We start from the raw sequence: 12536 nt of genomic DNA, 5'->3' as shown, positions 1-12536 counted from the left end.
ATGTATTAGGCACGCCGCCAGCGTTCGTCCTGAGCCAGGATCAAACTCTCCATTATAGAGTAGTTGATTGCTCTTGTACTTGCTGGCGCATCGCCGTCCGAAGACGAGCGATTCGCTTTTGATCTGCCGAAGCTGATCAGTAGTAAGTCACGAACCCAAGAAGTTCGAAGGCAGTGCTCCGATCGCCAAAGGCGACCCTCGCAAAAGCCGTTCTCGCGCCAAGGCGCTCGTGACGTCTTTCGTTGACGTTTTGCTGTTCAGTTTTCAAGGTTCAAATCATAACGCCGCGCTCATTGGCGACTTAAATAATATACCACGTCTGCCTTACTGCGTCAACAAAAAACATAAAGAAACTTCTGATCCGGATGATTTGTTTTTGGCAATTAATTTTCAGAGGAATTGCAAAATAATTGCGCCAATTAAAATGACCAAAAAAAGAACCCGCAAAATTCTCTGCGGGTCTCTAAAAATTATTCTTCAGTTTCATCTGGCAGTTCTTCAACGTTGCCATCTGTTTCATCAGATACAACTTCAGTATCTGCATAAACGTCGGCTCCTGCACTTTCTTCTATTAAGAGATCATCGCTGCCATCTTCTTCTGATTCAGGCAGATCGATGTCTTTCTCCACTTTAGCAACTGTTGCAACAATCTCATTTTCGCTTAAACGGATTAAACGAACACCTTGCGTACTTCTGCCGGTTGTAGAGATATCATTGACATCCATACGTATCAGAACACCATTAATCGTGATCAACATGATATCTTCTGTACCATTGACAGTCCGGACTGCAACAAGCGGTCCGTTCTTATCAGTGATCTGACAGGTTTTGATTCCCATTCCGCCACGTGACTGTACTCGGTATTCGGATTCTTTTGTCTGTTTGCCATAGCCATTTTCAGTAATGACCAAGACATAATCTTCAGGATCCAGAATTTCCATACCAACCACTTTATCGCCTTCACGAAGCCGGATGCCACGGACGCCACTTGCTGTTCGGCCCATGCTGCGGATATCGGTTTCCGGGAAACGGATCAAAGCGCCGTTGCGCGTTCCGATAACCATTTCCTTCGTGCCATCTGTCAGTTTAACTGAGATCAACTCATCTTCTTCACGCAAGCCGATGGCAATCAAACCATTTTGACGGATATTGGCATAATTTGTCACAGGAGTCCGTTTGCTGACTCCGTCGCGGGTAGTAAAGAAGAAGAACGCATCTTCCGTGAATTCTTCCACCCGGATTACAGCGGTAACTTTTTCTTCCTTGCCGATTTCAAGAAGATTGACCAACGGAAGCCCTTTTGCAGTGCGGCCATATTCCGGAATCTGATAGCCTTTTTTGCGGTAGACTTTACCTTTGTTCGTAAAGAATAAGATCGTATCATGGGTTGAGGTATATAGAAGATGTTCTACAAAGTCGTCTTCATTTGTCCCCATTCCCTGAACGCCGCGTCCACCACGTTTTTGGCTGCGATAAGTGTTCGCAGGCAAACGTTTGATGTAGCCGTTGTGCGTCAATGTAAGCACCGAGTCTTCACGGGGAATCAAATCTTCGTCTTCGAACATTTCAGAGCCGCCAGTAGTGATTTCTGTTCTTCTTTCATCGTTGAAACGTTCTTTGATTTCTGTCATTTCTTCACGAATGATTTCTATGATCCGATAGTCATTTGCCAAAATCTCACGAAGTTCTTCGATTATTTTCACCAAGCCCAGATATTCATCTTCAATCTTATCGCGTTCCAGACCTGTTAAGCGCTGGAGGCGCATATCAAGAATGGCTTGTGATTGGCGTTCGGAAAGTTTGAAATCGTTCATCAGGCCATTGCGCGCTTCTTCTGCTGTCTGGGAGCCGCGGATTAATGCAATGATGGCATCGATATGATCCAATGCAATGCGCAACCCTTCCAGAATATGTGCACGGTCTTCCGCTTTTTGCAGCTCAAACTGTGTGCGGCGACGGATGACCACTTTTTGGTGCTCCAAATAATGGAACAATACATCTCTTAAACTAAGAACTTTCGGATGGCCATCCACCAGAGCCAGCATATTGATGCCGAAACTGGTCTGCATCGCTGTTTGCTTATACAGGTTATTCAATAAAACATTGGCGCTTGCATCGCGTCGGACTTCGATGACGACACGCATGCCGTTTCGGTCGGATTCATCACGAAGATCAGTGATTCCATCGATTTTCTTATCCCGCACCAATTCGGCAATTTTTTCGATAAGACGTGCTTTATTGACCTGATATGGCAGTTCATGAATCAGAATCGTTTCGCGGCCGTTCGGTTTCGTTTCAATTTCTACTACTGAACGGATCAATACTGAGCCTTTTCCAGTTTCATAGGCACGGCGAATGCCGCTCCGGCCCAAAATAATACCGCCAGTCGGAAAATCGGGACCAGGAATGAATTCAAGCAGTTCTTCCGTTGTAATCGCAGGGTTTTCTGCCAATGCCAAAACAGCATCGATGGTTTCTCCCAAATTATGCGGGGGAATATTAGTAGCCATACCTACAGCAATACCGGAAGTTCCGTTAACCAATAAGTTCGGGAAACGGGCTGGCAGGACGACTGGTTCTTTTTCTTGTCCATCATAGTTTTCTCTGTAATCAATCGTATTTTTATTGAGGTCACGCAACATTTCCATTGCGATTTTAGACATTCTTGACTCGGTATAACGCATCGCAGCTGCCGCATCACCATCAACAGACCCGAAGTTTCCGTGTCCGTCGACCAGCATATAGCGGTAACTGAAATCCTGAGCCATTCTTACCATTGTCTCGTAAACCGCACTATCACCATGGGGGTGGTATTTACCGATTACATCCCCGACGATACGTGCTGATTTTTTATAGGCTTTATCGGAAGTGATTCCGAGATCATGCATTGCATAAAGGATGCGCCGATGAACGGGTTTCAATCCGTCACGAACATCCGGCAAAGCACGGGATACAATAACGCTCATTGCATAATCCAAAAACGATGTGCGCATTTCCGTGCTTATATTTATTTCTTCAACTCCACTGCTAGGCCTTTCCGCCATTTCCGCAGCCTCCTCTCACCTGAATCACCTTAAACATCCAAATTCTTAACATAACGAGCGTTTTCTTCTATAAAGTTCCGGCGCGGTTCAACGTCATCCCCCATAAGAATGTGGAATGTCTCATCTGCCGTCATCGCGTCATTTAACGTTACCTGCAGCAACGTCCGGACATCCGGATCCATCGTCGTATCCCAGAGCTGTGTAGCGTTCATCTCGCCGAGTCCTTTGTAACGCTGGATATTCGGTTTCGGATTATTCGACAGATTCCCCAATGCTTCTTTTAGTTGAGCATCAGTATAGACATATTCCACATGCTTGCCTTGTTTGATCTGGAATAAAGGCGGCTGGGCAATATAGATATAGCCGGCTTCGATCAACGGACGCATATAACGGAATAAGAAAGTCAATAGCAGCGTACGGATGTGGGCCCCATCAACATCGGCATCGGTCATGATGACCACTTTATGGTAACGGGCTTTTTGAAGATTGAACTCTTCCCCAATACCGGTTCCAAGAGCCGTGATGATATTGCGAATCTCTGCGTTTGAGAGAATTTTGTCCAAACGGGCTTTTTCCACATTCAGGATTTTTCCGCGCAATGGCAGAATGGCCTGGAAATGGCGGTCGCGGCCTGATTTTGCCGATCCTCCCGCTGAGTCACCCTCAACGATGTAGATTTCACTTATTTTTGGATCACGTGAAGAACAATCCGCCAATTTACCCGGCAGACTTGACACTTCCAGGACCGATTTACGGCGTGTAAACTCACGCGCTTTTTTGGCAGCCAAGCGAGCGTGGGACGCCATGATCCCTTTTTCAATAATTTTGCGCGCTGTAGCAGGGTTTTCAAGCAAGAAACGTTCAAATCCGCCTGAGAACAGGTTATTGACGATCGTGCTGACTTCCGTATTGCCCAATTTCGTTTTAGTCTGTCCCTCGAACTGAGGATCAGGGTGCTTGATTGAAATGATGGCCGTCAAACCTTCACGTACATCATCGCCTGTTAAATTAAGATCAACATCTTTTAACATGCCATTTTTGCGGCCATAATCATTAATAACTCGAGTCAATGCTGTTTTAAAGCCGGATTCGTGTGTCCCGCCTTCATGCGTATTGATATTATTGGCAAAGGAGAAAATATTGGCTGCATAGCCGGCATTGTATTGCATTGCCACTTCAACCGTAATGCCTTCTTTTTCCGCTTCCACAAAAATCGCTTCTTCATGGATTGGATCTTTCGTTTTATTTAAATGTTCGACGTAGGATTTGATCCCACCCTCGAAATGATAGTTTTTCTCTTTTTCTTCGCCTTCGCGCTCATCCGCAACAACGATTTTCAAGCCGCGGTTCAAATAGGCAAGTTCGCGCAGACGGTGATCAAGGATATCGAATTCATAAACGGTGGTTTCATTGAAGATAGTGCCATCCGCTTTGAAACGGATCGTCGTTCCTGTGTGATCGGATTCTCCGATGACATTCAATTCTTCCGTTACCGCTCCGCGTTCGAACTTGATGTAATGGCGCTTGGAGTCACGGTTTACAAAAACTTCGGTAACCTCTGATAAAGCATTTACGACAGAAGCACCAACCCCGTGGAGTCCACCGGAAACTTTATAACCGCCACCGCCGAATTTACCGCCGGCATGGAGCACAGTCATGATGACTTCGACTGCGGGACGCCCCATTTTTTCCTGCATATCTACCGGAATCCCACGGCCATTATCTTCGACGCGGATCCAGTTGTCTTTTTCAATCGTTACTTTTATCTGATCGCAATGACCGGCAAGCGCTTCATCGATACTGTTATCGACAATTTCCCACACTAAATGGTGAAGGCCCCTTGAGCCTGTCGAACCGATATACATACCCGGTCTTTTGCGGACAGCTTCCAATCCTTCCAATACCTGGATTTGATTGGCGCCGTAAGATTGCTGAATATCATTTTCTTCCATAGCCATTCCATTCACCTGCTCTTTCTTACAACATTTCTATTTCCCGTGACAAGCCGTAACTATCTATAATGTTCATCTTTATCTAATGAAACCCAAATTTAGCCAGCCGCACAAAAACGCCGCCATTTCCAGTAAATGTCCGATGACGGCCAAACTTTCAGCTATTCGGATTGAGATGGGCTAATTGAAATTATTTCCATTTTATTTTTTGACGGTCCCGTTTGTTACTTCAAACAGACGGGCGCTTTGAATCGTCTCGTGCTGGATTCCGTCTACACTGGTCGTGGTCACGAATGTCTGGACCGAACCGCGTATCGTATTCAGCAAATGGGATTGGCGGTAATCATCCAATTCCGATAACACATCATCCAGCAATAAAACCGGAGGCTCTCCCACTTCCTGTTTGATCAGCTCGATTTCAGCCAATTTCAGTGACAGGGCGGTTGTCCGCTGTTGGCCCTGCGAGCCGTAAGTCTGGACATCATAGCCATTAACGAAGAATTGAAGCTCATCGCGGTGCGGACCAACTAACGTCACTCCGCGATCAATTTCTCTTTTTCTGACCTCAACCAGCTTTTCCCCTAAAAAAGACGCCATTTTTTCCGGCGTCCAATTCGGATCCAAACCGTTGATTGGCTGATAGCGGATCTCGAGCTGTTCGAGTCCCCTGGAAATTCCCTGATGGATCGGAGCCGCCCATTTCTGAAGAAGTTCCATGAAATGAAACCTTTTCCGAATGATCTTTACCGCAGCTTCTATAAATTGATCTGTATAGACGTCGAACATGACGTCATTGATCGATTGCTTGCCATAATGTTGCTTCAATATGTGATTCCGCTGTTTCAACAGCTTCTGGTAAGTCAGCAGGTCATGCAGATAAACCGGAGAAATCTGGCCGATTTCCATATCAATGAAGCGCCGTCGCACCTGGGGACTGCCCTTTACAAGATGCAGGTCTTCGGGTGCAAACATGACGACATTCAACTGGCCGATATAATCGCTGAGCCTACGCTGTTCCAGGTGATTGACTTTCGCAGTTTTGCCTTTTTTGGATAAGGTGATTTCAAGCGGCAGTTTGCCGTATTTGCGGTACACATCAGCTTTTATTTTACCATATTCCGCATCCCAGCGTATCAGTTCCTTATCGTTTGAAGTGCGGTGGGATTTGGCCATCGATAAAACATACAACGCTTCCATGATATTGGTCTTGCCTTGCGCGTTCTCTCCTATAAAGACGTTGATCTCCGGGGAAAACGACAGCTCCAAATTTTCGTAGTTACGGTAATTCAGGAGTTCAAGACGGTCAATCCGCATCGAAGTTCATGCCTTCGGCGACGACGATACGGAATTCCCCCACCTCTGGAATGGATACTGTATCTTCCGGACGCAGCTTCTTTCCTCTGCGGTTTTCCGCTTCTCCGTTGACGTAAACTTCATGTTCGCTCAAGAACCATTTTGCCATTCCACCCGAACTGATTGTATCTGTCATTTTTAATAATTGTCCCAAAGTTATAAATTCTGTCTCGATACCGATTTCTCTCAAAATGCACTCATCCTTCAATTCGTAGTCTATCCCTCTATTTTACCCTAAATACCCCCAGAAGTAAAAAAGGATAGCCTGTATGGGCTATCCTGAGGTGTTACTGGGTGTTTAATATGTCCGGACGGGAAGAATAAGCTGAAGAATCGAATCATCCAATGCCGATTTCAGGACGAACGGACGCATGGCACCCGAGAATTGAATGACCACATCCTGGCCATCAATCGCTTTTAACGCATCCATCATGAATTTCGCACTGAATGAGATTTTCAGTTCTTCCCCTTCTATACTTTGTGCCTGAAGCTGCTCTTCAACTTTTCCGACTTCCGGAGAATTTGAAGAAACTTCGACATCATTGCCTTCCGATGCTGAAAAACGTACGACATTATTGCGTTCTTCGCGTGCCAATAAAGAAGCGCGATCAATTGCCTGCAGCAGTGAACGGCCGTTTACGGTGACGTTTGTTTTGTATTCAGCCGGAATCAGGCGTGAAGTATCCGGATAGTTCCCTTCCAGAAGCCTTGAGAAGAAAAGGATGTGTTTCGATTTGAACAGCACCTGCTGGTTGGTCATGACGATTTCAACCGCTTCGGAAGTGTCATCGAGGATTTTATTGAGTTCATTCAAGCTCTTTCCTGGAATGACGACGCTGTATTCGCCTTCCGGCAAGGTTTCCAAAGTCGTTTTGCGGCGTGCAAGGCGGTGGCTGTCGGTTGCAACACAAACCAATTGCCCGTCTTTGACTTCCCAATGGACGCCGGTTAGGACCGGACGTGTTTCAGAACTCGATACTGCAAAAACAGTTTCGCGGTTGATTGTCTTCAATAGATCCGCCGGGATTGTGAACAAGCGGTCATCCTGGATTTCAGGAAGCTGCGGATAATCCATTGCATCCAATCCTATAAGATGAAACTCGGATTTTCCTGAACGAATATGTGTCTGGAAGTTTCCAGTAATTTCGATCTCCACATCATTTGTCGGCAATTTACGAATGATCTCACCGAATACTTTCGCCTGAAGAACGATGCTTCCGCCCTGGGCAACACGGATAATCTGTTCGCCGTCTTCTTCAGCCGGGATGAAAGTCTGGATCGTGATATCAGAATCACTGCCCGTCAGTCTCATTCCTTCTGAAGAAACGTCCATTTTAATCCCCGTTAAAATCGGGATCGTCGTTTTTGAACTGACTGCTTTCATTACATCGTTTAATCCTTCAACTAATCGCTCACGCATTATCTCGAATTTCATTCTCGAACCTCGCTTATATATATATTTTGTTTAAAGCTTTTTAAAGTAATAATAGTAGTAGGGCCTGTGAATATGTGGATAAGCCATTTATTTTGAATTCTGGCGGGTTATCCACATGTAGATAAGCTGTGTGTAAGATGCTGCATTATTTCGGTGTTTATCCACAGCCGGATTTTACTTGGTGAGCACTTTTTTAATGTCTTTGACATCCTGCTGGAGCTGTTGATTGTCTTTCAGCATCGTGGAAATCTTTTCGTGGGCATGGATCACTGTTGTATGATCGCGCCCCCCGAATTCTTCCCCGATTTTTGGCAATGAAAAATCAGTAAGCTCCCTGGAAAGGTACATCGCCACCTGTCTTGGATAGGCGATGTCTTTCGTGCGGCGCTTTGTCTTGAAATCTTCAATTTTTATATTGAATTGATCGCCGACCGCATGCTGAATGTCCAAAATCGTAATGACTTTCGGTTTTGCATTTGGCATGATGTCTTTCAACGCTTCTGCTGCAAGATCCGCACTCATATCACGATTGATGAGGGATGAATAAGCCACTACGCGAATCAGGGCGCCTTCAAGTTCACGGATGTTGGAATCGATGGAATTGGCGATATACGTCATGACATCGTTCGGAATATCCAGTCCGTCAGCTTTCGCCTTTTTGCGCAGAATGGCAATCCGTGTTTCCAGGTCCGGAGGCGTAATATCCGTAATCAGACCCCATTCAAAACGCGAGCGCAAGCGATCTTCAAGTGTCGGAATCTCTTTTGGCGGCCGATCGCTGGAGATGATGATCTGCTTGGATTCTTCGTGCAGCGTATTAAAGGTATGGAAAAATTCTTCCTGCGTCTGCTCTTTTCCTGCCAAAAATTGAATATCATCAATCAGAAGAATGTCGACACTCCGGTATTTATTGCGGAAATCGACAGTTTGGTTATCACGTATGGAATTGATGAATTCGTTGGTGAATTTTTCCGATGACAAATAAACCACTTTGGCATTGGGGTTGTGTTCAAGGACATAATGTCCGATTGCGTGCATGAGGTGGGTCTTGCCAAGTCCTACGCCTCCGTAGATGAACAGCGGATTATAGGCTTTTGCGGGAGCTTCGGCCACTGCAAGAGATGCAGCGTGCGCGAAGCGGTTGCCTGACCCAATTACAAACGTATCGAATGTGTATTTGGGGTTCAGCATTCCCGGCAAAAACTCCTGCTGGTCATTCTGGCCCGGCTTTATGCGGGGCGCTGGAAGCTGAAAATCGTCCATGTCCTGATCTTTGGGCACAACAAATTTGATATGCAGATCGTCGCCGGTCAGATCCGACAGAATTCCTGTTATCAAATGGACGTAATGGTTTTCAAGCCAGTCACGTGCAAACGAATTCGGAGCGGATATGGTGACGGTATCACCCTGATAAGTCAAAAGTTTTGTTGATTTCAGCCATGTTTCAAAACTCGGTTTGGAGATTTTGGTTTCAACTTGGGCTAAGACACTCGACCAAATTTCGTCTAAGTGTTCCAATAGCGTTTCTCCTTTATATATAAATTATTTTTTAAGTATACCATACACAAAGCCACAGCCTGTGGATAACATTCATGAACAGGTTGGTGAATAACTATCCACACCTTACCCACAGTTTGTGGATAAGTATTTCGGGATAAAAATTATCAACAAGTGAAAACAAGTTAATGTTATCAAAAAAGAATAGACAATACAAGAACTTCTTATACTTATCCACATATCCCGAACAGTGCACAATGGAGCTATCCACATGCGGTTTATATGTGCGGAACTTGTAGATAAGGGGTGTGGATAAATATTTTACCGAAAAAATCCGCACACAGCAAATCCCGAAAAATTTTCTGTAGATGTGGATAACATCATTATTAAAGAATAGTTCGATTTGGAATAAGCGATTGACATTTGATAGTGCCAGCCATTATAATAGTCGAGACTGTCTTTAAGACAAATTGTTAACTCTCATTTCAGGAGGTGTCATATATGACATTGCGCACATACCAACCGAATAAACGTAAACACAGCAAAGTACACGGCTTCAGAGCACGTATGAGCACTAAAAACGGACGCCGCATAATTGCAGCACGCCGTCGTAAAGGAAGAAAAGTATTATCAGCTTAAGTCCACTGACCGCATCAGTGGTCTTTTTTTTGGAGAAAAGCGGAAACGGAACTGCACTTCCTTATATACAGCCTAATAAGCAGGTGAAAAAATGAATAAGCATCAACGGATCAAGAAGGACAAAGAATTCCAGCGGGTTTTCAAACAGGGAAAGTCATTCGCAAATCGTCAATTCATTGTCTATATGCTGAAAAGTGACCAGTCCGAATTCAGGATCGGCTTATCCGTCAGCAAAAAAGTAGGCAACGCAGTGGCGAGAAATCGCATCAAGCGTTATATCAGGCAGGCTTTCCTGGAAATGAAGGAAGAGCTGGTGCCAAACGCGGATTATGTTATCATCGCCAGGCAACAGGCGGCCACATTGGATTACCATGAAAGCAAGAAAAGTTTGCAGCATGTTTTAAAAATTGCCCGCGCACTGCCAAAGAAGTAGAAAGCGCAGCAAAGGGAATGTTACTATAGAAGTAATTAAGAAATTGAATTAAAGCATCAGCATAAATATGCCGCTTCGTCGCTTTGGACAAGGCTCTCGCAATAAGCCAAGAAGAACGCTTGTCTTATTGCTTCGCCCAGTCCGGAGGCGCGCCGGCGCTAGAGAAACCTCTAGAGATATGGAGCAAAACAGCGAAGACTCCATGGGGAGCAGAAACGGCGTTGGCTTTCCAACGTCGTTTCGACGAAGTGCGAGTTCCTTTAGGTGCTCCTGCATCGCTTCGCTGCTTCGTCGCAAAGACTTAGCCTCGCCTGCTTCGGCTAATGTCTTCGAAGCTGTTTTGCGGAATATCGGTTACTGCAGTAATTTATTTCAATTTATTTAGAATCAGTTTGGGGGAAGAAGCTTGAACAAGCGTAATTTATTGATCATCGCGCTGATAGGCGTTGCTTTGCTTTTATCCGGCTGTACAGAATTCGATCAGCCGATCAACAGCGACAGTGATGGGTTCTGGAACGAGTTTATCGTCTGGCCGCTCGTATCAGCAATCACTTATTTCAAAGACCTTTTGGGAACATATGCATTCGGGATCATCGCAGTAACCATCATCATCCGTTTGGTGATGCTGCCACTCATGATCAAACAGACACGCAGTTCGAAGCGTATGCAGGAAATTCAGCCGGAACTTAAGAAGCTGAAAGAGAAATACCAATCGAAAGATGCTGTGACTCAGCAAAAATACCAAAAAGAAATGATGGCGATGTTCCAGGAAAGAGGCGTCAATCCGATGGCGGGCTGTCTGCCGATTGTGGTCCAGATGCCCGTACTGATCGGTTTCTATCACGCTATCAGCCGTATGAACAGCACACCGGAGATCAATCTTGGGTCGTTCCTAATTTTTCCGCTTGCAGAACCAAGCATTATTTTGGCGGTCATCGCCGGTGCGATGCAGTATGTCGTATTACGTACAGGACCGGCAATGGACAATCCGCAAATGAAAATGATGATGTATTTCATGCCTGTCATGATCGTCGGATTTGGTGCTATTTTGCCTTCCGCCTTGACATTGTATTGGGTAATCGGAAATATCATTTCAATGATTCAAAATTTATTCATCTACCGTCCATGGGAAAAGAAAGAAGTGCAACAACCTGTTAAAACGAAAGCAGGAGGGGCTAAAAAGTGAAACAGATTACGCAGACGGGTCTAACTGTTGAAAACGCGATATCTGCAGCATTAGAAAAACTCCAAGTTACACGTGAAGAAGTAAGTATCAACGTAATCCAGGAAGAGAAAAAAGGATTTTTCGGATTTGGCGCCAAACAGGCGGAAGTTGAAGTGACGGTGAACAAACCGGAGCCGACACTGCATGACAGCGAAAAAGAAACCGAAATTCCTGTAATTACAGAAGAAACAAACGAAAAGTCTGCTGAAAAAGAGGGACAAGAGGAAGAATCCGGCGACCTGCAGGAAAAATCCCGTCCTTCGAATGATCAGGCGATTGAAGAAACGAAGAAATACTTGCAGGCAGTTGCGAAGGAAATGGGAATCGACGATTTATCGATCAGCCATACCGTCAAAGGCAAGCAAGCCAGTTTTTATCTGGAAAGCGAAAAAGTGGCGATGCTGATCGGAAAAAGAGGGCACACCTTGAATTCGCTTCAGCAATTGGCACAATTAGTGGCCAATAAATACGCCAATCAATTCATGATGGTGGAGCTGGATGCGGAGAATTACCGGGAACGCCGGCAGGAAACGCTGGAACAGCTGGCCGACCGGATGGCTGATAAAGCAATCCGCACCGGCAGCCGTGTCCAATTCGAACCGATGCCGTCCTATGAACGCAAAGTGATTCACCAGGCTTTGTCGAGACGCCTTGATATTGATACCTTTTCGGAAGGAAAAGATCCGAACCGCTACCTGGTCATCGAACCGGTGCGATAAAAAGAGCAGCCCGCTTGTAAAAAAGCGGGCTGTTTTTTTGTGGGCTGAAAACATGGACTGAACTGGAGCCATAACAGAAAAAGAGGGAGAAGAGGCAGTGATGGATTGCCGGTTGAATTAATTCACAAAAAAAAGTTCTCTGTCTTTCAGTCTAAAGGGAATTATGCTATTGTAATATGTTAGAAAGTCATGTAATTTTCTCAGTTGTCCACATGTGGACAACTTTTTTAAAGAGCAAA

General features: G+C 45.2%; 10 protein-coding genes. 4 read left to right on the top strand and 6 right to left on the bottom strand.

Translation table 11 applies throughout. The annotated features are described in order from the left end of the window. Nucleotides 1-470: 470 nt before the first annotated feature. The 6 genes from gyrA to dnaA all read right to left on the bottom strand — a co-directional run bounded on the left by gyrA (nt 471) and on the right by dnaA (nt 9302). Complete coding sequence (gyrA, locus tag ACFQ1X_RS10050; RefSeq protein ID WP_144839680.1) at nt 471-3044, bottom strand: DNA gyrase subunit A; 2574 nt, start codon at nt 3042-3044, stop codon at nt 471-473. A gap of 29 nt (nt 3045-3073) precedes the next feature. After that, complete coding sequence (gyrB, locus tag ACFQ1X_RS10045; RefSeq protein ID WP_144839682.1) at nt 3074-5002, bottom strand: DNA topoisomerase (ATP-hydrolyzing) subunit B; 1929 nt, start codon at nt 5000-5002, stop codon at nt 3074-3076. Between the two features lie 195 nt (nt 5003-5197). Then, nucleotides 5198-6310 (bottom strand): DNA replication/repair protein RecF, encoded by a 1113-nt coding sequence (gene recF, locus ACFQ1X_RS10040; RefSeq protein ID WP_144839684.1) that lies wholly within the window; start codon nt 6308-6310, stop codon nt 5198-5200. Further along, the gene (gene yaaA / locus ACFQ1X_RS10035; RefSeq protein WP_144839686.1) at nt 6300-6539 is read right to left on the bottom strand and encodes a S4 domain-containing protein YaaA; all 240 of its coding nucleotides are present in this window, start codon (nt 6537-6539) and stop codon (nt 6300-6302) included. The genes recF and yaaA overlap by 11 nt, the downstream gene beginning before the upstream one ends. Nucleotides 6540-6647: 108 nt before the next feature. Then, nucleotides 6648-7784, bottom strand: coding sequence for a DNA polymerase III subunit beta (dnaN, locus tag ACFQ1X_RS10030; protein WP_144839688.1), 1137 nt, complete (start codon nt 7782-7784; stop codon nt 6648-6650). A gap of 174 nt (nt 7785-7958) precedes the next feature. Beyond that, entirely contained in the window at nt 7959-9302 is a 1344-nt protein-coding gene (gene dnaA, locus ACFQ1X_RS10025; protein WP_144839690.1) for a chromosomal replication initiator protein DnaA, read from the bottom strand. Nucleotides 9303-9782: 480 nt separating this feature from the next. Between dnaA and rpmH the strand changes: the two genes are divergently transcribed. From rpmH to jag, 4 genes are all read left to right on the top strand, one after another. After that, a complete protein-coding gene (gene rpmH, locus ACFQ1X_RS10020) occupies nt 9783-9920 on the top strand; it encodes a 50S ribosomal protein L34 (protein WP_144839691.1) in 138 nt (45 codons plus the stop codon). Nucleotides 9921-10011: 91 nt separating this feature from the next. Beyond that, nucleotides 10012-10353, top strand: coding sequence for a ribonuclease P protein component (gene rnpA / locus ACFQ1X_RS10015; RefSeq protein WP_144839693.1), 342 nt, complete (start codon nt 10012-10014; stop codon nt 10351-10353). Nucleotides 10354-10759: 406 nt separating this feature from the next. Next, entirely contained in the window at nt 10760-11539 is a 780-nt protein-coding gene (gene yidC, locus ACFQ1X_RS10010; RefSeq protein ID WP_144839695.1) for a membrane protein insertase YidC, read from the top strand. After that, nucleotides 11536-12297 (top strand): RNA-binding cell elongation regulator Jag/EloR, encoded by a 762-nt coding sequence (gene jag / locus ACFQ1X_RS10005; protein ID WP_144839697.1) that lies wholly within the window; start codon nt 11536-11538, stop codon nt 12295-12297. The genes yidC and jag overlap by 4 nt, the downstream gene beginning before the upstream one ends. Nucleotides 12298-12536: the final 239 nt, after the last annotated feature.

Origin of the sequence: Metaplanococcus flavidus (genome assembly GCF_042675885.1) — a bacterium.
GTDB classification, from domain to species: domain Bacteria; phylum Bacillota; class Bacilli; order Bacillales_A; family Planococcaceae; genus Planococcus; species Planococcus flavidus.
The sequence above is the reverse complement of the archived record's forward strand: the minus strand, read 5'-3'. Positions and strand labels throughout refer to the sequence as shown.

Coding starts and splice junctions, on each gene's coding strand:
- gyrA (WP_144839680.1), bottom strand. CDS start 3,044: ATGGCGGAAAGGCCTAGCAGTGGAGTTGAAGAAATAAATATAAGCACG.
- gyrB (WP_144839682.1), bottom strand. CDS start 5,002: ATGGCTATGGAAGAAAATGATATTCAGCAATCTTACGGCGCCAATCAA.
- recF (WP_144839684.1), bottom strand. CDS start 6,310: ATGCGGATTGACCGTCTTGAACTCCTGAATTACCGTAACTACGAAAAT.
- dnaN (WP_144839688.1), bottom strand. CDS start 7,784: ATGAAATTCGAGATAATGCGTGAGCGATTAGTTGAAGGATTAAACGAT.
- rpmH (WP_144839691.1), top strand. CDS start 9,783: ATGACATTGCGCACATACCAACCGAATAAACGTAAACACAGCAAAGTA.
- rnpA (WP_144839693.1), top strand. CDS start 10,012: ATGAATAAGCATCAACGGATCAAGAAGGACAAAGAATTCCAGCGGGTT.